The 26,785-nt window shown below is 28.4% G+C and carries 28 protein-coding genes; 6 read left to right on the forward strand and 22 right to left on the reverse strand.

Features of this window, described 5'->3' with window-relative positions:
• From hisG to RSF37_RS02250, 15 genes are all read right to left on the reverse strand, one after another.
• The coding region (hisG, locus tag RSF37_RS02180; RefSeq protein WP_332562742.1) for an ATP phosphoribosyltransferase at window positions 1-363 on the reverse strand (363 nt) is incomplete at its 3' end.
• Window positions 360-1,505 carry an ATP phosphoribosyltransferase regulatory subunit gene (hisZ, locus tag RSF37_RS02185; protein ID WP_332562743.1) on the reverse strand — a complete coding sequence of 382 codons (1,146 nt, stop codon included), beginning with the start codon at window positions 1,503-1,505 and terminating at the stop codon, window positions 360-362. The genes hisG and hisZ, both read right to left, overlap by 4 nt.
• 79 nt (window positions 1,506-1,584) lie before the next feature.
• On the reverse strand, window positions 1,585-2,166 hold the full coding sequence (locus RSF37_RS02190; RefSeq protein ID WP_332562744.1) for a class I SAM-dependent methyltransferase: 582 nt from the start codon (window positions 2,164-2,166) through the stop codon (window positions 1,585-1,587).
• Window positions 2,159-2,686: an ECF transporter S component gene (locus RSF37_RS02195; protein WP_332562745.1), complete on the reverse strand. Its 528-nt coding sequence runs from the start codon at window positions 2,684-2,686 to the stop codon at window positions 2,159-2,161. The genes RSF37_RS02190 and RSF37_RS02195 overlap by 8 nt, the downstream gene beginning before the upstream one ends.
• Window positions 2,687-2,835: 149 nt before the next feature.
• Entirely contained in the window at window positions 2,836-3,606 is a 771-nt protein-coding gene (locus tag RSF37_RS02200; protein WP_332562746.1) for an FAD-binding oxidoreductase, read from the reverse strand.
• A 143-nt stretch (window positions 3,607-3,749) separates the two neighbouring features.
• A complete protein-coding gene (locus RSF37_RS02205) occupies window positions 3,750-4,220 on the reverse strand; it encodes a hypothetical protein (protein WP_332562747.1) in 471 nt (156 codons plus the stop codon).
• Window positions 4,221-4,325: 105 nt separating this feature from the next.
• Window positions 4,326-4,997, reverse strand: coding sequence for an HD domain-containing protein (locus RSF37_RS02210; RefSeq protein WP_332562748.1), 672 nt, complete (start codon window positions 4,995-4,997; stop codon window positions 4,326-4,328).
• A 37-nt stretch (window positions 4,998-5,034) separates the two neighbouring features.
• Window positions 5,035-5,538 (reverse strand): GNAT family N-acetyltransferase, encoded by a 504-nt coding sequence (locus tag RSF37_RS02215; protein ID WP_332562749.1) that lies wholly within the window; start codon window positions 5,536-5,538, stop codon window positions 5,035-5,037.
• Between the two features lie 142 nt (window positions 5,539-5,680).
• Window positions 5,681-6,118 (reverse strand): ACT domain-containing protein, encoded by a 438-nt coding sequence (locus RSF37_RS02220; protein ID WP_332562750.1) that lies wholly within the window; start codon window positions 6,116-6,118, stop codon window positions 5,681-5,683.
• The gene (gene thrB, locus RSF37_RS02225) at window positions 6,115-7,011 is read right to left on the reverse strand and encodes a homoserine kinase (protein ID WP_332562751.1); all 897 of its coding nucleotides are present in this window, start codon (window positions 7,009-7,011) and stop codon (window positions 6,115-6,117) included. Before thrB ends, RSF37_RS02220 begins: the two co-directional genes overlap by 4 nt.
• A gap of 1 nt (window position 7,012) precedes the next feature.
• Window positions 7,013-8,476: a threonine synthase gene (thrC, locus tag RSF37_RS02230; protein ID WP_332562752.1), complete on the reverse strand. Its 1,464-nt coding sequence runs from the start codon at window positions 8,474-8,476 to the stop codon at window positions 7,013-7,015.
• A 235-nt stretch (window positions 8,477-8,711) separates the two neighbouring features.
• Window positions 8,712-9,278: an NUDIX hydrolase gene (locus RSF37_RS02235; RefSeq protein ID WP_332562753.1), complete on the reverse strand. Its 567-nt coding sequence runs from the start codon at window positions 9,276-9,278 to the stop codon at window positions 8,712-8,714.
• Entirely contained in the window at window positions 9,259-10,239 is a 981-nt protein-coding gene (locus RSF37_RS02240; protein ID WP_332562754.1) for a PD-(D/E)XK nuclease family protein, read from the reverse strand. The genes RSF37_RS02235 and RSF37_RS02240 overlap by 20 nt, the downstream gene beginning before the upstream one ends.
• 40 nt (window positions 10,240-10,279) lie before the next feature.
• The gene (locus tag RSF37_RS02245) at window positions 10,280-11,437 is read right to left on the reverse strand and encodes a DUF1648 domain-containing protein (protein ID WP_332562755.1); all 1,158 of its coding nucleotides are present in this window, start codon (window positions 11,435-11,437) and stop codon (window positions 10,280-10,282) included.
• Between the two features lie 12 nt (window positions 11,438-11,449).
• Window positions 11,450-11,827, reverse strand: coding sequence for a GntR family transcriptional regulator (locus RSF37_RS02250; RefSeq protein ID WP_332562756.1), 378 nt, complete (start codon window positions 11,825-11,827; stop codon window positions 11,450-11,452).
• 219 nt (window positions 11,828-12,046) lie between these two features.
• On the opposite strand from RSF37_RS02250, the gene RSF37_RS02255 reads away from it, so the two are divergent.
• From RSF37_RS02255 to RSF37_RS02270, 4 genes are all read left to right on the forward strand, one after another.
• Entirely contained in the window at window positions 12,047-12,241 is a 195-nt protein-coding gene (locus tag RSF37_RS02255) for a PspC domain-containing protein (RefSeq protein ID WP_332562757.1), read from the forward strand.
• A 273-nt stretch (window positions 12,242-12,514) separates the two neighbouring features.
• Window positions 12,515-13,105, forward strand: a complete 591-nt coding sequence (locus RSF37_RS02260; RefSeq protein WP_332562758.1) for an ECF transporter S component — start codon at window positions 12,515-12,517, stop codon at window positions 13,103-13,105.
• A 63-nt stretch (window positions 13,106-13,168) separates the two neighbouring features.
• A complete protein-coding gene (locus tag RSF37_RS02265) occupies window positions 13,169-14,137 on the forward strand; it encodes a P1 family peptidase (protein WP_332562759.1) in 969 nt (322 codons plus the stop codon).
• A 146-nt stretch (window positions 14,138-14,283) separates the two neighbouring features.
• The gene (locus RSF37_RS02270) at window positions 14,284-14,466 is read left to right on the forward strand and encodes an alpha/beta-type small acid-soluble spore protein (RefSeq protein WP_332562760.1); all 183 of its coding nucleotides are present in this window, start codon (window positions 14,284-14,286) and stop codon (window positions 14,464-14,466) included.
• A 27-nt stretch (window positions 14,467-14,493) separates the two neighbouring features.
• On the opposite strand, the gene RSF37_RS02275 is transcribed toward RSF37_RS02270, so the two are convergent.
• The 4 genes from RSF37_RS02275 to RSF37_RS02290 all read right to left on the reverse strand — a co-directional run bounded on the left by RSF37_RS02275 (window position 14,494) and on the right by RSF37_RS02290 (window position 18,804).
• Window positions 14,494-15,168, reverse strand: coding sequence for an ABC transporter ATP-binding protein (locus tag RSF37_RS02275; RefSeq protein ID WP_332562761.1), 675 nt, complete (start codon window positions 15,166-15,168; stop codon window positions 14,494-14,496).
• A 10-nt stretch (window positions 15,169-15,178) separates the two neighbouring features.
• Window positions 15,179-16,645, reverse strand: a complete 1,467-nt coding sequence (locus RSF37_RS02280; protein WP_332562762.1) for an ABC transporter permease — start codon at window positions 16,643-16,645, stop codon at window positions 15,179-15,181.
• 91 nt (window positions 16,646-16,736) lie between these two features.
• Window positions 16,737-18,161, reverse strand: coding sequence for a HAMP domain-containing sensor histidine kinase (locus tag RSF37_RS02285; protein ID WP_332562763.1), 1,425 nt, complete (start codon window positions 18,159-18,161; stop codon window positions 16,737-16,739).
• Window positions 18,145-18,804: a response regulator transcription factor gene (locus RSF37_RS02290; protein WP_332562764.1), complete on the reverse strand. Its 660-nt coding sequence runs from the start codon at window positions 18,802-18,804 to the stop codon at window positions 18,145-18,147. The genes RSF37_RS02285 and RSF37_RS02290 overlap by 17 nt, the downstream gene beginning before the upstream one ends.
• 200 nt (window positions 18,805-19,004) lie before the next feature.
• Between RSF37_RS02290 and RSF37_RS02295 the strand changes: the two genes are divergently transcribed.
• The gene (locus RSF37_RS02295) at window positions 19,005-20,174 is read left to right on the forward strand and encodes an AI-2E family transporter (RefSeq protein ID WP_332562765.1); all 1,170 of its coding nucleotides are present in this window, start codon (window positions 19,005-19,007) and stop codon (window positions 20,172-20,174) included.
• 61 nt (window positions 20,175-20,235) lie between these two features.
• Here the strand turns inward: RSF37_RS02295 and RSF37_RS02300 are convergent, their stop codons facing one another.
• Window positions 20,236-22,395: a YhgE/Pip domain-containing protein gene (locus RSF37_RS02300; protein ID WP_332562766.1), complete on the reverse strand. Its 2,160-nt coding sequence runs from the start codon at window positions 22,393-22,395 to the stop codon at window positions 20,236-20,238.
• A gap of 26 nt (window positions 22,396-22,421) precedes the next feature.
• Window positions 22,422-24,581 (reverse strand): YhgE/Pip domain-containing protein, encoded by a 2,160-nt coding sequence (locus RSF37_RS02305; RefSeq protein WP_332562767.1) that lies wholly within the window; start codon window positions 24,579-24,581, stop codon window positions 22,422-22,424.
• Window positions 24,582-24,821: 240 nt separating this feature from the next.
• On the opposite strand from RSF37_RS02305, the gene yjeM reads away from it, so the two are divergent.
• Window positions 24,822-26,315 (forward strand): glutamate/gamma-aminobutyrate family transporter YjeM, encoded by a 1,494-nt coding sequence (yjeM, locus tag RSF37_RS02310; RefSeq protein WP_332562768.1) that lies wholly within the window; start codon window positions 24,822-24,824, stop codon window positions 26,313-26,315.
• Between the two features lie 39 nt (window positions 26,316-26,354).
• On the opposite strand, the gene RSF37_RS02315 is transcribed toward yjeM, so the two are convergent.
• Window positions 26,355-26,783, reverse strand: coding sequence for an MOSC domain-containing protein (locus tag RSF37_RS02315; protein WP_332562769.1), 429 nt, complete (start codon window positions 26,781-26,783; stop codon window positions 26,355-26,357).
• Window positions 26,784-26,785: the final 2 nt, after the last annotated feature.

The following is a 26,785-nucleotide window of genomic DNA, read 5'->3' on the forward strand; positions in this document are numbered from 1 at the left end:
TACCTTTGGATACTTTGTTCCTATTTTTATATGACCAATCTTTTCGTATAGTTTTGCATTTGGAAGTGCTGCAACTATAAATTTACACACACCAAGTTTTAAATCTAAAACCTCAAAATAGTCTTTTTCACTTTCAAGAAGCGTATCCTTACCAACTACTCCAATGTCAGCGACACCATGTTCTACGTAAGTTATGGAATCTTTAGCTTTAACTAAAAAATATTTTACATCTTCTTTTGTGTCATTAAAAACAAGCTTTCTTCCTTTATTTTTAAGTTCATCTATGCCGTATCCAACTTTCTCTAAAATCTTTACAGTATCGTTCTCAAGACGCCCCTTAGTTAATGCAATACTTATGCTCATTCTAAGTCACCCCCACTATATACATAAAAAAAATCATCATCATTTTCTTTTAAAAATATTTTAACTCTACTTCCAGAACTCCTTAATTTGTTACTCTCACTAATTGCTTGTACTAAATTATTTTTTCCATAATAAATAGTACATTCTTGTATTTTTGCATCTTCATTTAAACATTCCTTTTCCCAAATTAAATCAACATTAATTGAAAATCCAACTGCCGGCAAATCCCGACCAAAGGATTTTATTAAATTATCATACCGTCCCCCACTTAAAACAGCAGCCCTTGCACCATTTACATATCCTTTAAATATTATTCCTGTGTAATAATTAACCCCTGGAACCATACCCAAATCAAAAGTTATATTATTTTCATAGCCTAATTTATTTAAAATTTCATTTATTCTTTTTAAATATAAAAGAGTATCCTTTATCCTATTGTCAGTTGTCATTTCAATTTCTTTATCTAATATTGTTTCATCTCCAAAAAGCCACGGTAATTTTTTTAAAAAATTTTTACTACTTTCTTGTATATTTAATCCATTTAAAAAATCCTCTAATTCAATTAAACTTTTACCTTCAATTAGAACTGCTAACTTTTCTCTTTCACTTTCATCTATTTTTGTTTGCTCAAATAATGAATTGAAAAACTTAATATTACCTATTTCAATTTTAAAATCTTTTATATTTAAATTTTCAAATGCTTGAAGTGCTGCAGTTAATATTTCAATATCTCCTTCTAATTCCTTAGCTCCAACAAGTTCAACTCCACAGTCAACATATTCATTTTTCTTACCACCAAATGTTCTATTTACCCTAAAAACATTTGATGTATATCTAAGTCTAATAGGTGGCTCCACTTCTTTCATCTTTGTACTTATAACTCTACAAATTGGCACTGTCATATCAGGTCTTAGTGAAAGTATTCTGCCATTACCATCAAAAAATTTATAAACCTCTTCTTCATTAATACCTTCTTTCCCCCTAAAGAAAGTACTATAATACTCTATCGTTGGAGTAATTACTTCATCATAACCCCATTTATCAAATGTATTCTCTAAGCTACTTATTATACTTTTCTTTCTCCTGCATTCATTAAATACTAGATCTCTAGTCCCTTCTGGAATTACATTTTTACTTATCATACATTCGCCCCTAACCATTACTTTATTACGCTAAATCGCTAAATCATTAATATAATAATAAATTACCAATTTATGTATGTCAATCTTTTTTATTTTTAAGCACTACAACATACATGTTAGAATTATCTATAATAAGCTCTTTATCTAAATAATCTTTTGTTATATACGCAACTTCTTCTCCTTTAATTAAGTCTATAGATATTCTTTTCGCCTCACTATTTTTACTATGGATATTATTTATTTTTTCCCTGCTAAAATTATGACATATAACTAATCGCCCATTATTAGCTAATAGACCACTTAAATTTTTAAGTATTTTTCTTTGGTAAACTAGGTGTGGAAACGCATTAAATATTATTATTAACTCAAACTCTCCACTATTTATTTCATATATGTCCTCACATAAATATTCTATATTCTCTTTATCAAATTTTTCCTTTGCTATTTCTATCATTTTAGAAGATATATCAACACCTAAAATATATTTTGGATTATATTTTAATAAATAGCTTTCTAATATGCCTGTACCACAACAGACATCTAATATTCTACTGTCTTCCTTTACGTTTATAACTTCAAGTATTTCTTCTATACGTTCAGTGCTACTTCTTTCATCCCACGTATCTGCCATTTCATCAAAAAATTTCTTAACTCTATGCATTTACAAATCCCCTCTTTTTTAAACTTTTATAAATTAATGGTATTAATACTATTTGAATAATAATTCCAGGAATAGATGTAACAAACGCGCCTATAATAAAAGATGAAAATACAAATGTATTTTTAAAGAGTCCAAAAAATATTATATTTCCAATAAGAGCAACTATTCTTCCAGCTAATAAGGTTATTATAAGTGAAGTAATTATATTATATTTTTTAAGTAAAAATCCAAGCACTCCCCCATAGCATGCAAGCTCTAAGCTCATAATAATTCCAACTGGAATTAGTGGTGGCATTCCAGTTAATACTGAAGATACTATCGGCACTATAAAACCACAAATCATTCCATATTTATAACCACATACTATCGCGCATATTAAAACTGGTATATGCATAGGTAAAAACATATTTCCAGCCATATTTGCAGTGTGAAATATAGATGGTAGTGCAATTCCAATTCCTATAAACATTGCTGTAAATACAATGTTTTTTGTAACTGTAGATTCTTTAATATTTTCCATTTAAACCCCTCCTAATATATATAATTTATCTTATTACATTAATTTACTTATTAGTATTAATTATACATACACTTTTTTACTTTTACAATTTTAAAAATAAAAAAGCACTAGAAAGTTTATTCTTTCTAGTGCTTTTAATACTATTAATTTTATAACTCTATATCTTGTGGCTTTCCAAAGAATTCATAGTTTCTGTTTTCTTTTGGAACTCCAAGGTCTTTAAGATATTTGTTTAATAACTTCATGAATATTGGAGGTCCACAGAAGTAGAACTCCCCGTTTAATGGTAAATTATCTTTAATCCACTCTTCTGAAATATATCCTTTTACATCGTAATCTTTACCAATTACATCACTTTCTAATGGGCTATCAAAAAATACTTTATGAGTAACTAACCCCTTTTTAGCATATTCTTCAATTTCACCTGATAATGCTTGTAATCTTGAGTTTTGATTACATTCTACAAAGTATATTTTATTTCTTTTTCCTACAGCTTCATGTAACATAGATAAAACTGGAGTTATGCCAATTCCTCCACTTAATAAAACTAAAGGTACTTCTTTTGGCTTATCCTTTAATACAAAATTACCAAAAGGCATTCTAACACCTATTGTATCTCCCACTTTAGCTTTATCATGCATATATGAGCTTACTTTTCCACCTTCAATTCTCTTTATACTTAATCTATAATAATCATTATTTGGTTTTAAAGATAAGCTATAAGTTCTAATAAGACCATCATACTCTTTATCATCACTATTAATTCTTATAGGCAAAAATTGTCCTGCCTTATGTGCGATAACCTTGCTTCCGTCACATGGTACCAAATAAAATGATTTTACTTCTGGATTTTCTGAAACTATTTTTTCTATCTTAAACTCTTTTACACCACTCCATGGTTTTGCTATATTTTCAGTCATTATACTTCCCTCACCTTCTCTTGTTTTTTTACTTTTATTATACTTATATTATATCACTTTCTATAAATCTAATATGTATACAAATATAAAATAAAAAAGACTAAACTTTAATTATTTTTAAAGTTTAGTCCTCATAATTCTTATTAATTTGAACTTATATAAGTGTATATTTCTTTAGCAAGTGGTGTAATTATTTTACTTGCATCTCTATATTGCTTGTTTTTAATAAGTTCCTCTGACTCTTTTATTTTACTTTCAATTTCTTTTCTCTTTGCCTCATCAATTCTTTTTAAATTGATACTCTTTATATCATCTAATTGCTTTGTAAGCTTTGCTTCATCTTCTTTTTCTGCCTTTGCAACTAACGCATTCATTTTACTTTCAATTTCTGGCATCGCCTTTACATTTCTGTATTCTATAGCTTGCTTGCTTTGCTTTATTAAGCTTGCGTATTCTTTATCATCACTACCAATTATGTATTGTGAAAATTCGCCTTCCTTACTTAATAAATATTGTTTAAAGCTTTCAACCTTTTTAGTTTGACTTTCTGTAACTGCAACTAAACCTGTTACAACAACTACTGCAATTATTATCCCTATTATTATCTTCTTCATATAATTCATTCACCTTCAAAAATATAGTCTTTTGTCTATTTTACACTAAAGTTATATATAAATTGTTTTCATATTTTTAAACATTTGTTAAAACTTTATTACAATTTAACTTAAATGAAACTCCTCAAAAAATTTATTTAAATAATTTTCCATATAATCTGTTCTTTCTTTGGCTATTACTTTTCCGCTATTTGTAATCATATCACTTTCTAACTTAAGTAATTTTTCATAAAAATGATGTATTATAGACTCACTCTTTTTAATTAAATTATACCCATTATCATCTAATTTAATCCTATCATTATACATATCCTCATTTATATATTGACCAAACATAAATGCTCTTGCAATTCCTATAGCTCCAATAGAGTCTAAATTATCTGAATCCTTTAAAGCTATAGCCTCAATCGGGATATTAATATTATAATCCTCTCCTTCAGAGAAAGAATGTTTATCTGTGCATTCAATACATAATTTTACTTTCTTTATAATATCCTTATGCAAATTAAGTCTTATACAAAGTTCATAAAATACTATACCCATTTCATGAGAATGTCTAAGTTCCTCATTACAATCAACTTTAAGTCTATGAATATCATGCATATAGCTTGCTAAACATATTATATCCTCATCACCATTTAAATTTTCTTTTTTATTTATATATAAAGCCATTTTATATACTCTATCTAAATGATATATATCATGAGCCCCATCTTTACAATGTTTATTAATTAATTTTAGCATTTCTTCTCTTACTAAATTATAATACTTACTCATACCATAGTTCCCCACATTCTATAATTTATTAAACATTCTACTCTTTTAAAGCTAACTCTCTTATTTTATCACCAGCTAGTCTATATACTGTCCATTCACTCATAGGAACAGCTCCCATGCTCTTATAGAATTCTATAGATGGAGTATTCCAATTTAAGCAACTCCACTCCATTCTCTCACATTTTGCTTCATATGCAATGTTTGCAATAACTCTAAATATCTCTTTCCCAATTCCACGCCCTCTATATTCTGGTTTTATATATATATCTTCCAGATAAAAACCTGCTTTACCTATAAAAGTTGAATAATTAAAGAAATATAGTACATAACCTGCTTCCTTGCCATCAACTTCAGCAATCATAACCTCAGCTTCTCTTTTTTCGAAAATAGATTCTATTATGCTATCTTCAGTTGCAACTACTTCATCTAACATATTTTCATAAACTGCAATCTCCTTAATAAGTCCTAATATTAAAGAAGCATCCTCCCTTGCAGTTTTTCTAAGCTTAAACCCATCAATTTTAGTATTTATATAATTCATAATACCCCTCCCAATCCACATATAATATGTTATATTATACCATCTACTTCTTGTAACTTAAAGGTTTAAAAGTAGATCAATATTAAAAGAGCAACTTATAAACCATTAAGATTTATAAGTTGCTCTTTTTAAATGTATCTATTTATTCCATAGCTACAAAATCAACTTTTTCAACATGATTCATAGATGATAAACTATCTAAAAATACAGATATATCACACTCTAAATGTGACATGTCTATAGTTATACTTAGATTAGCAGATCCTCCTATTGGAATACCCTGGTCAATTGTTAGTATGTTTCCACCTTTATCAGATATATGATTTAATATATCTGATAAAACACCTTTTTTGTGCTGTATTATCATACTGAAAGTCATCTTTCTTCCTTGTATACTTTCAACAAATTCAAAAACATGATCTTTATACTTGTAATAAACACTTCTGCTTATTCCGATCATTTTGGTTGCTTCTGTAATTTCTTTTATTTTACCTTCTTTAAGTAACTTCTTTACTTCTAATACCTTTTCGTATACATCTGGTAAAACCTTTTTATCAACAACTAAATAATTACCTTTCATTCGTTACCACCTTCTATAACAATTGCCCCCTTGTTATCTTTAGACAGTTCTAAAACTTCAAAGTTAAGTCCTTCTCTTTTTAATACTTCTTTTATCTTATTGCTAAAGTCGCTACCTTTTAAAACTATTGCCATTATAGTTGGCCCCGCACCGCTTAAGAAAGATGCTAATGCCCCATTATTATATGCTTCTTTCTTAATAATATCAAACTTTTTTATTAAACTTCCCCTATAAATTTCATGAACCCTATCAGTACAAGCATATTTAAGTATATGATCGCTTCCATTTGTAAGTGCTGTTACTAATAAGGCTACCCTACCAATATTAAAAACCACATCTTCCATGCTTATATTTTTCTTTAGAACACTTCTTGCTTTTTCAGTTGATAACTTAAAATCTGGTACTATTGCAACAAATTTTAAATCACTAGCTACTTTCACTGTATCATAAATTGTTTTTCCATCTTCCTTTATTGCAATTACAACTCCCCCAAGAAGTGCTGGTGCAACATTATCTGGATGTCCCTCAATTTCAACTGCAAGATTTAAAAGTTCATTTTCTGATAATTTATTTCCCATTATACCATTTGCTCCAATTAATCCTGCAACTATGCAGCTAGAACTACTTCCAAGCCCCCTTGAAATCGGTATATGTTGTTTAATAATTGAGATTTTCAATCCTTTTACTTTATAATTGTATTTTTCAAAACATCTAATCATTGCTGTATATATAATATTTTCTTCATTACAAAATTCTTCTTCTATTCCTTCAAACTGAAGCCCCTCTTCAATCTCACTGAAAGAATACTCATTATATAAGTTTAAAGCAATCCCTAAAGAATCAAAACCAGGCCCCATATTTGCAGAAGTAGCTGGTACTCTTACTTTAATCATACTAATCCTCACCTTCTAAATACGAGATTAGTTCATCTTTCATAAGTTCTTTAGCACATTCATCTTTATGTCTTACTTCTTTAAACTTTAAATTAGACAAACACTTCGGTATTGCACTGCTACTTTGTTGAAATAAAGCTTTAAGTACTTCAAAGTCATCCATAAATTCCACATCAATTCCTAAAGAATTACATATACTTCTCGGAAACTTATAAGGACTTGCAGTTGATGCTATTAAAACTTTTCTATCATCCATAGTTTTTTTCTTATATTTATCATATACAACATATGCTACAGCTGTATGAGTGTCCATTAAGTAATTTTTTTTAAAAAATTCCTTCCTTATACCTTCATACACCTCTTCTTTAGTTGAAAAATCTCCATAAAAGTCTTTTAGAAAGTCTTTCATCTCATCATTTATTTTATATGATCCACATTCTGAAAGTTCATTCATAAGCTTATTTATCTCTTTTGAATCTCTTCCACTAGCTTCATACAGTAATCTCTCTAAATTAGAAGATACAAGTATATCCATTGATGGTGACTCAGTTAAAATAAGTTCTCTTTCCCTATTATAAATTCCATTCTTAAAGAAATCAGTAAGAACGTTATTTTCATTTGATGCACATATAAATTTATGAATAGGTAGCCCCAGTTGTTTTGCATAATATGCTGCTAGTATATTACCAAAGTTTCCAGTTGGAACAGCAACATTTATTTCTTCACCTTCTTTAATCTTATTTTTATTTAAAAGATTAAAGTATCCATAAAAATAATAAACTATTTGTGGAATAAGTCTTCCTATATTTATTGAATTTGCAGAAGATAAAATATAGCCTTTATCTTTTAATTCTTCTTTAAGTTCATTATCATTAAATATATCCTTTACTCCTCTTTGTGCATTATCAAAATCGCCTATAATAGCTATTACTTTAAGATTTTCACCTTCTTGAGTAATCATTTGCCTCTTTTGAATTTCACTTACTCCATCCCTTGGATAATAAACAACTACTTTAAATCCTTCAATATCTTTGAATCCTGAAAGAGCTGCCTTCCCCGTATCCCCTGATGTTGCTGTAAGTATAACAATATCCTCTTCAATTTTACATACCTTTTTTGCTTCCTTCATTATTTGTGGAAGAAATAAAAGTGCTGCATCTTTAAATGCACATGTAGGTCCATGATATAGTTCTAAAAATTCATTTTTTACTTTAACTTTAAATTTTTTCTTGTAAGCATTTGTAATAGCATTTTTCAAATCATCTTCTTCAATATCAGTAAAGAATCTTCTTATAATATAAAATGCAATTTCTTCATAACTTGCTTGCCTCTCTTGTATTAAATCACCATAAATATTTGGAAAGCTATCTGGAACGAATAAGCCCCCATCTTTTGCAATTCCTTTAATAATTGCTTCCGATGCTCTTATTCCTTCTTCTGCCCCTCTCGTACTTCTAAAAATCATTATAATCACCCCAAAATCATAATTTTAGAAAAATTCCCCTTATTTTATATATAATATCATGTGTTTTCTGTAAACACAACTGTATTTCTTTTAGAAACATCCATTGATTACATTTACATTTTATTAAAGCTCTATATTTCTAAATATATCTACCATTTTTATCCATATAAACATAAAAAATAAGGTAATCATTATTGACTACCTTATTTTACGCATTTCGAATTATAATTGTTCATTAAATTCCATTCCCTATGCAGTTTAATATAATTCCACCCTTTATTGAGACATTATTATTTTTAACAAATTCTTTAGCATCTTCTATTTTCACTTTAATTACTTCTATTTCCTCATCATCTTCAACATTATCAGTGTTAGGTTCTCCGTACACTTCCATCTTGACAATAGCTGTTGTTTCATCTGTCATTCCAACTGATGAGTAGCTTGGTTTTAAGAAAACTTCATAACTTGATGCTTTGAGACCTGTTTCTTCATATAATTCTCTTTTTGCTGCTTCTTCCATCGATTCACCATCATCTATTATTCCTGCTGGTAACTCATAAATATAATCATCAATAGCTGGTCTATATTGCTTAATTACTATAACTTCATCTTCTTTTGTAATTGGAATTATCATAACTCCATCAGCTCTACTATGATCTTTTGTAACGCAGGATAAATTTTTTTCATCTCTTCTGCTTGCAACAAAATATTTTTTCTCATTTCCTTTTTTATTTTCTAGTTGTAGTTCATACATGTTAAGAAACTTATTGTTAGTTTGCTTTTTAATACTTAACCTCTTCATCACTTATCACTCTTTCCTTATTACATAATCTTTTATATTTACACTTATTACATTTATAATCTTCTTCACACATAATAAATGTATCCTTCTCTTTTGGAATATTAAGCTCTTCATCTTTTAATAAAGCATTTATTACGTTTATCTCTAACGATATTCTATTTTTGATATTTATTATATCTTCATCTGTAAATTCATATTCAGAAGATTCTCCTGTAAGTAAATATTCAACTCTGCCTTTTATTTTAGTAACAGGGACTTTATATTTTTCCATTACATATATTAAATAAACTAGAAGCTGTTCTCTATCTTCTTCATTCGGCTTACCAGTCTTCCAATCTACTATTATAACGTTCCCTTCTTTATCTAAATATAATAAATCTATAAGTGAAAATACTTTAACACCTTCAATTAAAAAATAATCAAAATCTCCTTCATCAACTTCTAATATATCTAAATATTCTCCTCTATTTAAATCAAAGAAAGTTTTACTTTCAAAGAAATTTTCAACGCACTGTTCAATTCTTTCTTTTATTTCTAAAATATCATCTCTTTCTAACTTTCCATCATAATAGTATTCTAAAAGCATTTGGCCTTTAGGATAATTATCCCATTTAACTATACTGTCCTTCCTACTACTTTGTTTAACGACAACATTTAAATTTGTTCTTACAAAATCTTTAAGTGCATCAACATCAATTTCTTTATCTATATTATTCTTCTTGAAATCAATAATATTCTTAATTGCTTTATGAAGTATATCTCCAAACACTAACCATATATTAGTTAATTTTTTAAGTCTCCATGCATATTTCTGCTCATTTGAAGCTTCATATTCCCAGCCTCTATGGGAGCCATAATAAGTATAGTAATATTCTCGCAAGCAAGATTTTATTGTCTTAATTCTTGAAATACTCCATGACTTTTCTGGATATTCTTTTATAATGAACTCTCTTTTTGCCATAAATCCCTCCAAATTAATAATAAGTTAGTTCTTTAAATATCTATACATTCATTACAAATGTCATTACTACTGAACTTATTATAAAAAATCCTAATATAATTGTTATTACTATTGCCTTTTCATTTCCATAATTGAAGTCAAATCCCATTCCCATTCTTCTCTCAATTAGTAATGCTGGATCTTTTTTATTGTAATAGAATACTCCCCATTTAAACTTATCATCATCATCAGTATAATATTCTTTTGAATCGCTATCATACTTCTTATAAACATCTTTATTTTTGCTCATTAAATATATTGTATATATTGTAACATATATTACCATTCCAAATGTTAATACCATAGTAATATCAAAACTAGTTTTATTAGGTTTAACAATTCCTAAAGTTAATAGAACTACCCATAACATTATTATTGATAATGAAAAAGCTGTACCACCCATCATACTATTTAATGCTTTCCCACTTATCTCTTTCTTTTCTTGTATTTGATAATAAGTTCCACCATTTAATCTAGCGCTTTTTCTTTTTTTATAATCTAGCGCTGTACAGAAATACATAATAAAAACTAATATTATACTCATAATTGGAATCATAAATAATTCTATTTTTCCTAAAGTAGTCTTTAAATCAGCAAATCCGTCTGGTTCTCCATTAAATCCAAAATGTATTGGCACAAGATCTGGTAGACTGCTATATTTAACTATAGTAAGCACTAATGTAATTATTGCAATTGCAAATGATGCTATAAACCATCTTTTTCTTATATCATAATTATTGTTATCATCAATATTTTTTTTAGAACTTTTTATTTCTATATAAACTTTATTTTCGAATTCTTTTTTCCAACCTATTTCTTCTTTTACCTTTTTCATTTCTTTATTTGCTAAAGAATATAGGTAAAACTGTAAAAATATTATTATAAATATATAAATTAAGCTTACCCAAGCTTTTGGTATTTTAAATATCATAATTGAAAATATAATAGTTAGTAAAATTACGCTTATTACCGCTCTCTTTTTATACTCTCTATCAATTAATTTTATTTTCTCATCTCTTCTATATTTGTTTGGTACTCTAACACCATAAACTATTCCAGTATAGTTGAAATTATTTATATTAAGTGACATACCAATAAATAATATAAACATTGTGCCAATAATAATTTCATAAGTTAAAGCTAATTCATTTGAGCCCATAATAATCCCCTCCTATTTATTAAACTTGTCATATTCTTTTTCAATTAAGTTTACTAATTCCTCTTTCTTAATTCCTCTTGCATAACATTCTGCAACTCTGATTTCAAATTCTCTTTCTAATTTATATTTATAATTTTTAGTTGTATCTTTTAAGTTTAGAGATATAAAGGCTCCCTTCCTCTTATCAATTTGTATGAATCCTTCTTCTTTTAATGCATTATAACTTTTGTTTACAGTGTGCATATTTACTCCGATACTCACAGCTAAACTTCTAACTGAAGGTAAGTCATCTCCATCTTCTAACTCCCCAATTGCTATTCCTTTAACAATCTCGTTTCTTATTTGACTATAAATTGGTTCTTCTGAATCAAAATCAATGCTTAAAATCATTATTTTCCTCCTTTCATACCTGTTATAGTATATGTATAACAATCTGTTATATTTATACTATAACAGATTATTATTTATTTCAATATTTTTATATTTTAAATCTTAAATATTTCTAAATGATATGTATTATTTATAATAACTTATTGATTAATACATATCATTATCATATACTATCTATACTTAGATGTTATTGAAAAAATTTATATAGGAGGTTAATTTATGAAAAAATTATATAAGGTTCCTAGTCTAGGCAAAATAAGCGGTGTTTGCCAAGGTTTATCAGAATACTTTAATGTTGATGTAACTTTAATAAGATTACTTTGGGTTATATTAGGTTTTATATCTTGTGGTGCTGCCATTTTCGGATACATAGCTTGTATTCTTATAATCCCTAATAAAGAGGATGTTATTTAAGAGCCTTTTAAAGTGCTCTTTTTTTTTGTATTTTTTAAATTTTCAGAATATATTTACTTTAATTGGTCAAGCCCTCTATTTCTGCCAAAGTAAATTTTATTAAATAAATCTTCGATAATTTTTTAACAATAACTATTGAAACCTAAAGTTCTTCATTGTAAAATATATAGGTCGGTATTCTTAATGAAACTGAACGCAAATTACAAAATTATATAATTGTTTTTTGCCGAATTATATCCTTATTAAGGGGAATAAGAACGGAGGGTTTAAAAAATGGAAAGAAGTACATCACACAGAACACTTGGACTTCGCAAAATGGTAATCGTAGGTATGCTATCAGGTATATCAATATTCATGGGTCTTACAGGACTTGGATTTATTCCACTTCCATTTATGAAGGCAACAATAATGCATATACCAGTAATAATTGGTGCTATTATTGAAGGACCTATTGTAGGGGCGCTTGTAGGAATGGTCTTTGGGCTATTTTCAATGTATCAAGCATTTACAGCTCCAATGCCAACATCATTTATTTTCTACAATCCTATAATTGCAATTGTTCCAAGAGTATTAGTGGGCATTGTTGCTTACTATGTATATCGTGCACTTAAAAATAAATTTAAAAAGGAATCTATACCAATTGGTGTTGCTGCAGTTCTTGCAACAATAACTAATACAGTAGGTGTTTTAGGATTTACTTATGTATTTTACTTAGAACAATACTCTAAAGCTATTGGTATATCCACATCAGCAACTGGAACTGCTCTTGCTACTATAGGAATTACAAATGGTATTCCAGAAGCTTTATTATCAGCAGTTATTACAATACCAGTAGTTATGACACTTAAAAAAATTAAAAGATAATGAATTTTATGCTCCTATATTTTATAGGAGCTTTTAATATACCATATTAAAAAGGAGCTTATTATGAGAGAAATTAAATTTACTGATATAGATAATATAAAACTTGGTCATTCACAAAATGAGGAAGGAGGAACTGGTTGTTCTGTTATTATATGCAAAGATGGTGCAACAGGTGGCGTCGATGTTCGTGGTGGCGCACCTGGAACTCGTGAAACTGATCTTTTAGATCCATCTGAAATGATAGAGAAAATCCATGCAGTTGTTCTATCAGGTGGAAGTGCTTTCGGTTTAGATGCCTCTTCTGGAGTTATGCAATATTTAGAAGAACATAATGTTGGCTTTGATGTTTCAGTATGTAAAGTTCCAATTGTATGCCAGGCTGTCTTATTTGATTTAACTTTTGGCGATCATAAAATAAGACCAAATAAAATAATGGGGTATAATGCCTGCTTAAATAGTGAAAGCTACGAAGATGACATAAATGGAAATATTGGAGCTGGCTATGGCGCAACTGTCGGCAAAATATTAGGACCTCATACTTCTATGAAAGGTGGTCTTGGTACTTATGCTGTTGAAGTTAATGGTCTTCAAGTTGGTGCTATAGTTGCTGTTAACTGTTTAGGCGATGTTGTTGATCCCTCTAATTCAAAAATTATTGCTGGTGCTTTAAACAAAGAAGATAATACATTTTTAAATAGTGAATCTATTTTAATTAATAATATTAAAAATAAAAAGGAACCATTTAAAGGTAATACTACAATTGGATTAATTGTAACTAATGGTATATTCACTAAAGCTCAATCTAAAAAAATTGCATCTATGGCTCATAATGGCTTTGGAAGAACTATGAGACCTGCTCATACTATGTTTGACGGAGACACGATATTTACTATGGCAACAAACAAAGTTGAAGCTGATGTAACTACTGTAGGTATGCTAGCTGCTAACGTTATGGAAAAAGCAATTATTAGAGCTATAAAGGAAGCAAGATCATTAAAAGGTGTTATATCTTTTAATGATTTAAATAGATAATTGGATTATTTATCCTAATGATATTTAAAATTCCATAATTACCTTAAATATAATAGTTTAGGATTCCTCCTAGGGCACATACTATGAGTGTAAAGTAAATCAAACAAACTTTACAAATTAATTTATCTCGTAAGGAGGAATGTAACATGGCACAAAAATTAGTACCAGAAGCAAAAAACGGATTATCAAAATTCAAGAATGAGGTAGCTAATGAAATGGGCGTTCCATTTTCAGACTACAACGGAGATCTTTCTTCAAAACAATGCGGTAGCGTTGGTGGAGAAATGGTTAAAAGAATGGTTGAACAATACGAGAGTACAATTAAATAATCACTAAACAAGAAAAAATGGTAGAATTTATTCTACCATTTTTTCTTTTACAAGTACTTTATTTTTGAGTCTGTAAGTTATATCTGAATTTTTGGCTATATCATTATTATGAGTAACCATAATTAAGCATTTGTTTTCTTTTTCAACAATATTTCTAAAAAGCTTAATTATATCCTCTGATGTTTTCTCATCTAAATTACCAGTTGGTTCATCGGCTATTATAATTTCTGTTTCTGATACTAACGCTCTTGCAATGGCTACTCTTTGTTGCTGCCCACCACTTAGTGTTAGTACCTTTTGATTACACTGCTCATCTGAAAAACCAACTTTTTTTAACATTTCTAATGCTCTTTCTTTTTCATTTTTAACTTTCAATCCTTTTATTGAAATAGCTGAAATAACATTTTGCAGTGCTGTCATATAAGTTAATAAATTATACCCTTGGAATATTATTGATACACATTTATTTCTAAAGTTTGTTAATCCTATTTCATCTATACTTTTTCCACAATATAATATTTCTCCATCTTTTCTTTTATCAAGACCTGAAATCAAAGATAAAAATGTTGTTTTACCACTTCCTGATGGTCCTATAACTGTATAAAACTTTCCTTTTTCAAAATCAACGCTTAAATTATCTATTATTTTTTTATCTTTATCGTACCAATATGAAACTTCTTTAAGTTCTAATATTTTTTCCATATAATCACCCCTAATCATGCCTACTTAATATTTCTTTTGGTTGTAATTTCATAATGCTTATTGATGGTAGTAATATTCCTATAAGACATATTAATATGGCAATTCCACTCATTTCTAAGTAATCCATTCCTGTTACACTTACATTTAAATCATCTACAACTTCAACTTTAGATGATTCTATATTATTTGGTCCTCTAAAGCTACCTATTCCCATTTCTCCACCAGGCATGCCCATTTCTCCACTAACACTATTTTTACTTTCTTCTACAGCTGTAACTTCTTTTGAAATTAACTTATTTGCCATAACATTACTTATTGAATTGCCAAGCACCGCTGCAGTTCCAAGTGCTAAAACTAAAATCAATAATACTTCAACTATAAACTGTGATATTACTTTATATTTCTTTTCTCCTAGTGAAAGTAATATTCCAATTTCATTTCTTCTCTCTTTTATAGAAAGCATAATTATTAGTGCAAGAATTAATGCACCACAAACTCCAACTATAATAACAGTAGTTTTTGCAAATGAAGCTACATTTTCTATTGGTTTAATCATCTGCTCGTACTCTCTACTATTTGCATCTAGCTTATATTTATCAAAATCAATGTCCAAATTTTTACCGTTTTCTAAAAACGTATCTACATTTACAGGATCATCTAAGTAAAAGACCGCACTATCTACTTTATCTTTATAGTCTGATCCTTTTAATGTATTAGCTACAGTATATGGAGTATAAATCTTATTATATGGATTCATAGCTTCGTTTCTCATAGCACCTTCATTTATTTCTGAAGTACTCTCATATATTCCTATAACTTTAAGTTTAACTTCTTCATCTGTATTTGTTGTTGACTTAACTTTTATTTCATCTCCAACTTTCAAACTATTTTGTTCTGCTAAAGTCTTTTCTATAACAGCAACATTTTTATCTTTATCTTCGCTTGTAATTCCTGTTCCTGAAGTTAAAGTAGATTCACCACTTGTAAATGCACTTACTCCATCTAAGCTTAAAACTCCATCAATGCTTACATTTCCCATGACTCTATTACTATCTGATGGCATTTTCATTCCAAATTCATTATTACTACTTTGACTAGTTGTACTTTCACTACTAGTTATAGGGTTAAATCCATCTGCAACACCTTCTGTTGATGATGTGATATTATATCCTGTAATATGATTTAACGTTAAAACTTTATTAACATCCGCAATTGAAATTGGAGTCCTCTCCATCTTAAATGCCTCTTTACCGCCTCCCTCTGACCTCATTTGCTCTTTTAACTTCTCCATATTAGGAGAAAGAGTTACTGTAGCTCCAAGTTTTTGCCTTGCTAATACTTCAGATTTTTCTGTTGCACTTTGGATTGATAATCCTGAAAGTACGAATACACAAATTGTTGTCATTACAAAAAATAAAATTGCGGATTTACCTATTCTCTCCTTTACACTTAAATATGCCCTAAATAAAAAATCCATGTTTTCCCCTCTTTCCTTTTTGGTATGTTTATATAATAACTATACAAACTGTAAGTAAAGTGAAGCGAACATGAATTCTATATGAAATTAATTATTTTAATTTAAATTGAATATTAAATATGAAATACCCAAGTTCTGTACTTATGTTGTAATCAATATCTTCATGCATATCTAAAAGTGTTTTTACTATATAAAGTCCTAGACCATTCCCTCCAGTTTCTTTATTTCTTGATTTTTCTACTCTATGGAAAGCTTTAAATAAATCTGCTTTATCAACTTCTGAAATTTCATTACATTTATTAATTATTTGTATAGCACCATTTTTTTTAACATTTATATTTATTTCACTATCTTTAAGTGCATATTTAAAACTATTGTTTATTAAGTTAGATAATACTTTCTTTATTATATTTTTATCACCAAATACATTTAAATCAGCCTCTTCAGTTATCTTTAATTTCAATCCTCTCTCATTTCTTAAAAACTTATGAGAACATATAACTTCCTCGATTAATTTATTTAGATTAAATATTTCTTTTCTTAAAGAAACCTCTTCTTCATACTTTGCAAGATTTATTATTTCTGAAACTAAATCCTTAAGTTCTAATGCACTATCTAAACTTTCTCTTAAATATTTATCCCTATCTTTATATGGGCCTATATTATAAATCATCCCTTCAAGTTGACCATTAATAACAGTTATAGGTGTCTTTAATTCATGTGATATTGCTTTTATAAAATCTCTTCTTCTCTTATCTTGTAATTTTTCCTTTTCTATATCACTTAATAATTTCTTATTTACATTTTCAAGATTCCCAATAGTATCTTGAAGATTTGTGCTTATTAAATTAATACTACTTGAAAGTTCTGCTATTTCGTCATCTCCAGAAAACTTCAGCTTTTCATCAAAATTAAGCTTTGATATTTTCTTTGCTACACCATTTATTTTAAGTAAGGGTTTACTTATTACAGCTGAATATATATAAGCTGATAGTATTCCTATGCATATTGTTATTAATATTATAATTGGGAGTATTTTTATCATTATTCTTTTCCCATCATTAAATATTTTAGTTGGTGTATGTATAGTAATAGTACATTCTTTTCCTATTGCTTTAAAATAAAACTGTTTATTTATAGATATTTCTTCATCTTCTCTTTTGAGTTCTTTAAAGGGCTTCCTATTAAATTCATCCATCATCGGTTTTCCAATGAATCCATTAGAAACATATACAAGATCTCCATATACTGTTGTTATTATGACCATACTTCCATTTTCATAAGAAAATGTATTAAGTTCATCTATGTACCCCGTATTTGTATCTTTTTCAAGCTTACTAACAATTTGTTCTGTTGAATTTTTTATATTATTTTGTTTTATACTTAAATACACATTTGGAATTATTAAAAATAATGCGGTATATATTGCTATAGATGTTATAAGTACTAACGACGTTGAAATTATAAATAATTTACTTTTAACTCCAATATCATTCCACTTATTTTTTAAGTACATATCCAACCCCCTTAACTGTATTTATACACTCCTTAGGTATTTTTTTTCTTATGTTCTTAATGTGAGCATCAATTACTCTCATATCACCATAGTAATCATATCCCCAAATTTTATCCATTAACATCTCCCTCGATACTACCGTTGGATAATTTTCTATCATCATCTTTAATATATTGAACTCTTTTAAAGTGAATTCTATTTCATCACCATCTATATAACATTTATAAGTATTTATATTTAAATCGATACAATCAAATTTTAATATATCGTCATTATTACTTCTTTCACTTCTTCTAAGGACGGCTTCTACCCTCTTTATTAATACATGAAAAGAAAATGGTTTTGTTATAAAGTCATCTCCCATTGCATCAAATGCTTTTATTTGGTCTTCATCTTCATTTAATGCAGTTAGAAATATTATCGGCACATCACTTTCTTCTCTTATTAAGTTGCATAAACCATATCCATCTAACTTTGGCATCATAATATCTAATATGATTAAATCATAATTATCTTCTTTAAATTTTGAATATCCTAAAATCCCATCACTTGCACTATGTACGTTATAGTTTTCACTTTTCAAAAACTCAACTATAAGCTCTCTTATTTTTGAATCATCTTCAACTACTAAAACATTCTTCACCTTTAAACAACTCCTCTTTAGTATAATTTTATCATTAAGAAGTTTATTTTTTATCAATTTCACAGAGAATTCACATTGAAACTAACATATTTTTTAAATTATTGTTATACTTCATCTTACCGTGTATAATATCCTTATATATCAATCAACTGTAAAAATGTGGTTGTATAAATACATTTCATTTGAAAGGGGTTACTAATTTGAAAGACTTAACCAAAAAGCTAAAGACTTACTTATTATTATCTACGTATATAATAGTTTTAGCTTATCTTTTATTAAATATTAAATCTGTATTTGGAATTCTTGGTTGGACTCTTAATATTATAAGTCCATTTATTATGGCAATTGCTATTGCCTTTATTTTTAACATTCCAATGAAAATATTCGAAAATACTGTCTTTAAATTTATGGATAATAGTAAATATCCGAATTTAATTAAATTTAGGAGACCTTTATCGATTATATGTACTTTTGTACTTATTATAGGTTTACTTGCTACTTTAATTGTATTTGTAATTCCTCAACTTGTTGCTAGTATGACAACCCTTGTAGATAGCGTTCCATATTATTTAGAAGCATTTGAAAAGCTTGTATCTGATAATTTAGGTTCAATACAAGGATTTGATAAAATTTGGCAAGATGTCTTAAATGCATGGAAAGATATTCTTGGATTTGCAGGACAGTTCTTAGGTGTTACTTTCAATCACATACTTAGTATAACAATTAGTGTTACATCTGGAGTAGTTAACTTCTTCTTAGCAATTGTTTTTGCAATTTATATGCTTGCAAGTAAAGAAAAGCTTATTTTGCAAACAAAAAAAATCCTTTTTGCTTATTTAAAAAAGGATCACTGCGAAAAAATCCTAAAGGTTGGTAGAATATCAAATGAGACTTTCTCAAGCTTTATCGGTGGTCAGTGTTTAGAAGCTGTAATAATTGGTACTCTTTGCTTTATTGGTATGTGGATATTAAATATGCCGTATTCTTTATTAATTGGATTCATAGTTGGTGCAACAAGTTTAATCCCAATATTTGGAGCATTTATTGGAACTATTCCCTCAGCATTTATAATACTTTTAATAGATCCATGGAAAGCATTATTTTTTATAATATTTATAATCGTACTTCAACAAATAGAAGGAAACTTTATATATCCAAGAGTAGTTGGAAATTCAATCGGGTTATCTGCTATATGGGTAATGTTTGCAATGTTATTAGGTGGAGGAACTCTTGGGTTCTTAGGTTTATTAATTGGAATTCCAGCATTTGGAGTAATTTATAAATTATTTAGAGAACATACTAATAACAAATTAATAAAAAAAGAAATTTCAGTAACTGACTTAAGCTACAGTACTGATTCTGAAGATTAAATAAACCAATTAAAAAGCCTGTATCTAGATTTCTAGATACAGGCTTTATTTTATATATTTATTATAGTCCAGCTTCTTTAAACTTATCTTCCATAAACATAGTCGCCTTATAAATATGCCTCTTAATTATTCCAAATATTAAGAATATTACTCCGAATAAACAAAGCATTTTTATGTCATGAATAGTGTCACTCCATATAGGACCTGCAATTCCTTCTCTAAATCCATCAATTGCATAAGTAAATGGCCACAATGGTTGTAGTACTTCGAATATTTTTGGATTAGTTTGAATTGGATATATTCCCCCAGCACCAGCTATTTGGAATACCATTATTACTACTGCTATTGCCTTACCAACATTTCCAAATAATGATACAAGGGTAAATATCATAATTGTAAATACAACAGCTGACAGTAATCCCATGCCCATAAATAACGGTATATTAACAGGATGTACTCCAAGTACTAATATATCTCCAACTAATACTATTATTGTTTGTATTATAGATATTGTTAAAAATAATAATAATTTACCAAAATGCTTTTGCATTACTGATATTTTTTCACCATCTTCAAAATCTTCACATTCAGTTGTAAGTAACGCCAACATTAATAGTGATCCAACCCAAATACCAAGTACAGTATAAAATGGTGTTAATGCAACTCCAAATATACCTGCATCATAAACATCAACTGTCTTTACGTTTATAGGTGATGACATAAATGAAGCCATTGTTTCTGGGTTTTTCTTCATAGTATTTATAGCTTCGTTTAAACTTTCACTAGTTATCTTATTAGTTTCTGTTTGAACTTTTGCTATCTTACTTTTAAAGTCATCTAGCTTAGTTTTTACATCTCCCATTTGGGAAGTTGCAACATCTCCACTTGCTATTCCAAAGCTTGCAAGGGCATTTAGTTGTGGAACTATAGCTTTACTGCTCTCTAAAAGATTATTCGCAGTGTCAGTACCACTTGATAAAGTATTACCTATATTATTAAGTTCAGGTAATGTATTTCCATAGAAATTATTATTTGCTGAAGATAAATTAGTTCCAAAATTTGAATTTAGATCAGTTAAACTTTTTACGATTTTATCAGTACCTTCTCCAATTTTATTTGAATCAACTAATGTCTTTAATGACTTTAATTGCTCTTTATCCTTTGCAATAATTCCTTGAAGTCCATTTAGCTTATCAATTTGAACTTGAATAGCATGACTTGGATGTTTATCATTTATTCCTTGTAAAACACCTTTACTACTTTCTATCATACTATTTAAACTATCTAAAGTTGCCTGCATATCATCTATAGTTTTATCTATAGCTTTAATATCTTGCGTATTACTGTTCATACCATTTAAACTACTTAAAAGACTGTTGTATTTATCTGTTATAACTTGAATTTGTAATAAATCATTCTTTATTCCGTTAGATACATTTTGAATACCCATTTGTGTACTTGATATTAAATCTTTATTACCATATACCATCCCTTGGAGATCATTTATTTGCTTTGTAACTGTTGGAAGATCTCCCTTTACACTATTTAAGTATGTTGATACTTCATTAATATTTTTACTTGATGTATCTAAGTATCCTTGAATTTTATTTAAACTATTTTGAGTTTCATCAATAGTATTTTTAAGTTCTAATATATTAGACTCATTTTTCTTTACATTATCCCCAAAAGTGTTTAAATATTTAAAAGCTTCTTTATTAACTGTATCTATAAAATTATTTTTTATTTCTTCAGTCAATTTTTGTTGCGCAACATCAGTAATTTTTGTTGCTATTGCATTGACCTTTTCATTAGCCTTATATATTATATCTGGCTTCTTTGGATCTTTTGACGCCAGGCTAGTTAAATCGCTTGAGAAGTTTGAAGGTATTTCTATTAATGCATAGTAGTTCCCTTCATTAAGTCCATAATTACCTTCCCAATCAGAAACGAATCTCCAACCTATATCATTATTAGTTTTTAATTGATCAATTATTTCATTACCAACATTAATAGTTTTACCATTAAAGTTTGCTCCACTGTCATTATTTATTACTGCAACTGGTATTTGTCCAGTGTTTACATATGGGTTCCAACATGCTTTTATATTTACCCATGCGTAAAGTGATGGAATTAAAGATAATCCAATTACAATAATAATAGCTGCTGGATTTTTAATTATATTTTTTACATCTCTCTTAAAGACTTTAAATATTTTCCTCATTTTTACACCTCAAAAGTAAAAGTTAATTACTCTGCAATTCCTGATTCTTCAAATTTCTTTTCAAATTTATTAGTATATTTATGAATTCTCTCTTTGAAGAATATTCCTATTAATAAGAATACTGCTGCAAATATAAATAACATTGCAAAATCTAGTACTACCGTACTTATAAGAGGTCCACCTATTGCTTCTCTAAAACCTTCAAGACCATATGTGAATGGGAATAAAGGTTGTAATATTCTAAAGAATAGTGGATCAACTTGTATTGGATATGTTCCTCCAGATCCTGCTATTTGTATTACCATCCATATTATAGATAATGCTTTACCTACATTTCCAAATAATGATACTAATGTATAAATAATAATAGAGAATGTAAATGAACATACTACTCCAAATGCTATTAGAAGTGGTGCATTTACAGTATACACTCCAAGTATTAACTTATCACCAAGTGTTATAATAAGACCTTGTATCATTGCAAGAGAAACAAATGTAATCATCTTACCTAAATATTTTTCTCTCATCGTAAGCTTTTCGCTACCTTCAAAAGGTGTTACTTCAGTTGAAAGTAATGATGTTAAAACTAGACCTCCAACCCATATTGCTAATACTGAGTAAATTGGTGCCATTCCAGAACCATAGTTTGGAATTTTATATATTGATTCATTCTTTACGTTAAATGGATCTGAAATATACTCTCCCATAACTTCTGGATTACTTTGAAGTATTGTAACTATTTCCTCTAAATTACTATCACTTACACTTTCAAGCTTCTTACTTATATCACCAATACTTCCTTCAAAGTACTTAAGTTTTTCTTCTAGCTTACTTGTTGTATCTTTTGTTAAATTACTTCCTTCTATTGCAGTATCTATAAGCGTATCAATACTACTTACCATACCTTTTGAATTTCCTAGTAATTTGTTTGCTTCTTCTGTTGCTTTTATATAATTGTCACATATTTTTGAAATTGCACTCTTTGTTCTTGTGTTATATATATTAAGAGTTCCTTTTACATTGCTACTTGCTGAAGAATTTAATGAATTTATTTCATTTAATATACTTTCATTAAGCTTTCCTGTTTGATTAAATGAATTGCTTAAATCATCTAATCTCTTATTTTCTTCATTAAGAGAATTTTTTACATTATTTAATGAAGAAATTAATTTTGTTATATTATCATTGTTTGATAATTTATTTATTTCTGTTAAATATTTTACTAATGTATCTACATTTCCATTAATAAAACTTATCTCTTGTTTTGCCATAGATATTGTTGTACTAATATTTTGACTCCCTTGATCTTTTACAGCATTATTTAAGCTTTCTACTAATGAACTAACCTTTTTACTTGAAGTCTCTATTTGGTTTAAATTCATCTCTAAACTATTAAATGAGCTATCTAATGTGTTCTTTGTATATTTAGTTAGATCTTTTGATTGGCTAGTACCATCTTGCATTGCACTTATCCCGTTTGTTAATTGAGGAAGTGTTGCCTTAATACTATTTAAGTATGTACTTAAATTGCTTGCATTACTACTTGTACCAGTTAACGCTGAATTAATTAGACTCATATTTTTATTTACAGAAATTATTGCATTTTTCATATCTACTATTTGATTTTTATTGTCAGCTATTTTATTCCCAACTTTATTAAGTGATGAAAAAATTATTTTATTTACTGTAGATACAAAATTAGATTTTATTTCATTTATAAGTTGCTCTTCTGCAACTTCAGTAATTTTACCTGCAACTGGATTTGCCTTAGTATCAACCTTATAAATTATGTCCGGCTTTACCGGATTATCAGTTGTAAGGCTTGTCAAATTTTTCGAAAAGTCCTCAGGTATCTCTATCATCGCATAGTATTTACCACTTACTATCCCTAATTCACCTTGCTTAGAATCAACAAATTTCCATCCAATATCTTTGTTGCTTTCAAGCTCAGCTACTACTTCATCCCCCATATTAAGCTCTTTACCATCAAGTGCTGTTCCTTTATCATTATTAACTACAGCAATTGGCACCGTACTTGTATTCTCGTATGGATTCCAGCATGCTTTTATATTTATCCATGCATATAATGATGGAATAAAACATAAACCAACAATTATAATAATGGCTACTGGATTTTTAACTATAGCTTTCATATCCCTCTTGAATACAGAAAGAATATTTTTCATAATTCACCTCCAAATTTAATTAAATTTACACAATATTATTTATTCTAACAATTTTAAATGTATTGCAATTAAATTTTCTGTTAAGTTTCTATGTATATAATATTCAATATGCTACGAAATATTATTGAATATTATAATAATATTTTTGAATACTATTAATAGAATGTTTGTTTTTTTTTCATAAATTCATTACGCTATTGTGCTAAACTTATTATTATATTTAAATTTAGGAGGACTTTTATGGAAGACAACAAAAAGAAACTAACCTTGATATCATTGATACTTATGATATTCACATCCGTTTTCGGATTTACAAATATCGCTAGAGCATTCTTACTTATGGGATACTCTGCAATTCCTTGGTACATACTTTCAGCAATAACATTTTTCATACCTTATGCATTTATGCTTGCTGAATTTGGAGCTGCCTTTAGAAAAGAAAAAGGTGGAATTTATTCTTGGATGAATAAGTCTATAGGTCCTAAGTATGCTTTCATCGTTACATTTATGTGGTATACATCAAACCTTATATGGATGGTTTCAACATCTTCATCAATTTGGGTACCTTTATCTAACTTGATATTCGGGTCAGATGTTACTTACACTTGGTCACTATTCGGTTTAAGTGCACCTCAAACAATGGCTTTACTTGCTATTATTTTAGTATGCTTTATAACTTTTACAGCATCAAAAGGATTAGATGGTATTAAGAAGTTTACATCAGTTGGTGGTACATTCGTTGCACTATCTAATATAGTATTACTAGTTGGGGGATTTGCTGTTTTAGCTCTTAATGGATTTAAATTAGCTCAACCTATAACAGCTTCAGCCTTAGTTCACTCACCAAATCCATCTTACCAATCACCTATTGGAATACTTGGATTTATGGTATTCGCTATATTTGCTTATGGTGGTCTTGAAGCAGTAAGTGGTCTTGTTGACCAAACTGAAAATCCAGAAAAGACATTCCCAAAAGGTATTAAGATTGCAGCTGTAGTTATAACAGTTGGTTATGCACTTGGTATCCTTTGTGTTGGATTCTTTACAAACTGGACTGTAACTCTTGATAACCAAACAGTTAACATGGCTAATGCAGGATATATTGTAATGGGTAACTTAGGTAATTCAATTGGAATGGCACTTAACCTTAGCGCTAGCGTTTCAGCTCAAATCGGTCTTTGGTTCTCAAGATTCATTGGACTTTCAATGTTCCTAGCATTAATTGGTGCATTCTTCACTTTAACTTATTCACCAATTAAGCAAATGATGGAAGGTACTCCAAGTGAAATTTGGCCAAAATCATGGATTAAACTTGATAAGAACGGTATGCCAAAAAATGCTATGTGGGTTCAATGTTTAATTGTTGTTGTCATAGTATTTATTACATCATTTGGTGGTAAAACAGCTTCATTATTCTTAAATTACTTAATATTAATGAGTAACGTTGCAATGACAATACCTTATATGTTTATTGCTTATGCATTCATATCATTTAAGAAGAAGAAAGATATCGAAAAACCATTTGTTATTTATAAGTCACCAAAAATGATTAAGTTCTGTACATTCATTGTTATCGCAACAATTGCATTTGCAAACTTATTTACAATAATAAAACCAGTGCTTGATACTGGAGATTATGTCGCTACTATATTCCAAATAGCAGGACCTCTATTATTCACAATAATAGCACTTGTGCTTTATGACAGATATGAAAAGAATTATTTAAATAAATAATAAAAAAACGGCTGTTGCTAAATTGCAACAGCCGTTTTTTTATATTAGTTTCGCATTGTCATTAATTTTTATAGTTCCACCCTTAATAACTCTACTAAACACTCCATGTATTGGCATAATACACTTTCCTACTCTATGGAATATCTCACATTCATTGTGACACTTCTTTCCTATTTGTGTTATTTCTAAAATAACATCTCCAATTTGAATTCTTTTACCTATATCTAATTTATCTACTTCAATACCATCAATAACTAAATTTTCTCCAAAGTCACCAAACTTAACATTCCCACCTTGTTCATTAAATTCATCTATCTTTTTAAGTTCAAGAAGGCTTATTTGCCTATGCCACTTACCTGCATGGGCATCATTTTCTATGCCAAACTCTTCTATAAACTTAGCACTTTCAACTTGCACTTTAGCAGTTCCTTTTTTTTCACTCATGCATATAGCTACAATCTTTGCCATAC

The organism is Clostridium sp. (assembly GCF_036643715.1).
Lineage (GTDB): Bacteria > Bacillota > Clostridia > Clostridiales > Clostridiaceae > Clostridium.

Coding starts and splice junctions, on each gene's coding strand:
- RSF37_RS02270 (WP_332562760.1), top strand. CDS start 14,284: ATGGCACAAAAATTAGTACCAGAAGCAAAAAACGGATTATCAAAATTC.
- RSF37_RS02240 (WP_332562754.1), bottom strand. CDS start 10,239: ATGGCAAAAAGAGAGTTCATTATAAAAGAATATCCAGAAAAGTCATGG.
- yjeM (WP_332562768.1), top strand. CDS start 24,822: ATGGAAGACAACAAAAAGAAACTAACCTTGATATCATTGATACTTATG.
- RSF37_RS02235 (WP_332562753.1), bottom strand. CDS start 9,278: ATGAAGAGGTTAAGTATTAAAAAGCAAACTAACAATAAGTTTCTTAAC.
- RSF37_RS02210 (WP_332562748.1), bottom strand. CDS start 4,997: ATGAGTAAGTATTATAATTTAGTAAGAGAAGAAATGCTAAAATTAATT.
- RSF37_RS02275 (WP_332562761.1), bottom strand. CDS start 15,168: ATGGAAAAAATATTAGAACTTAAAGAAGTTTCATATTGGTACGATAAA.
- RSF37_RS02245 (WP_332562755.1), bottom strand. CDS start 11,437: ATGGGCTCAAATGAATTAGCTTTAACTTATGAAATTATTATTGGCACA.
- RSF37_RS02215 (WP_332562749.1), bottom strand. CDS start 5,538: ATGAATTATATAAATACTAAAATTGATGGGTTTAAGCTTAGAAAAACT.
- RSF37_RS02205 (WP_332562747.1), bottom strand. CDS start 4,220: ATGAAGAAGATAATAATAGGGATAATAATTGCAGTAGTTGTTGTAACA.
- RSF37_RS02250 (WP_332562756.1), bottom strand. CDS start 11,827: ATGATTTTAAGCATTGATTTTGATTCAGAAGAACCAATTTATAGTCAA.
- RSF37_RS02260 (WP_332562758.1), top strand. CDS start 12,515: ATGGAAAGAAGTACATCACACAGAACACTTGGACTTCGCAAAATGGTA.
- RSF37_RS02280 (WP_332562762.1), bottom strand. CDS start 16,645: ATGGATTTTTTATTTAGGGCATATTTAAGTGTAAAGGAGAGAATAGGT.
- RSF37_RS02305 (WP_332562767.1), bottom strand. CDS start 24,581: ATGAAAAATATTCTTTCTGTATTCAAGAGGGATATGAAAGCTATAGTT.
- hisZ (WP_332562743.1), bottom strand. CDS start 1,505: ATGATAAGTAAAAATGTAATTCCAGAAGGGACTAGAGATCTAGTATTT.
- thrC (WP_332562752.1), bottom strand. CDS start 8,476: ATGATTTTTAGAAGTACGAGAGGGGCAGAAGAAGGAATAAGAGCATCG.
- RSF37_RS02190 (WP_332562744.1), bottom strand. CDS start 2,166: ATGCATAGAGTTAAGAAATTTTTTGATGAAATGGCAGATACGTGGGAT.
- RSF37_RS02265 (WP_332562759.1), top strand. CDS start 13,169: ATGAGAGAAATTAAATTTACTGATATAGATAATATAAAACTTGGTCAT.
- RSF37_RS02195 (WP_332562745.1), bottom strand. CDS start 2,686: ATGGAAAATATTAAAGAATCTACAGTTACAAAAAACATTGTATTTACA.
- RSF37_RS02285 (WP_332562763.1), bottom strand. CDS start 18,161: ATGTACTTAAAAAATAAGTGGAATGATATTGGAGTTAAAAGTAAATTA.
- thrB (WP_332562751.1), bottom strand. CDS start 7,011: ATGATTAAAGTAAGAGTACCAGCTACTTCTGCAAATATGGGGCCTGGT.
- RSF37_RS02315 (WP_332562769.1), bottom strand. CDS start 26,783: ATGGCAAAGATTGTAGCTATATGCATGAGTGAAAAAAAAGGAACTGCT.
- RSF37_RS02220 (WP_332562750.1), bottom strand. CDS start 6,118: ATGAAAGGTAATTATTTAGTTGTTGATAAAAAGGTTTTACCAGATGTA.
- RSF37_RS02200 (WP_332562746.1), bottom strand. CDS start 3,606: ATGACTGAAAATATAGCAAAACCATGGAGTGGTGTAAAAGAGTTTAAG.
- RSF37_RS02255 (WP_332562757.1), top strand. CDS start 12,047: ATGAAAAAATTATATAAGGTTCCTAGTCTAGGCAAAATAAGCGGTGTT.
- RSF37_RS02300 (WP_332562766.1), bottom strand. CDS start 22,395: ATGAGGAAAATATTTAAAGTCTTTAAGAGAGATGTAAAAAATATAATT.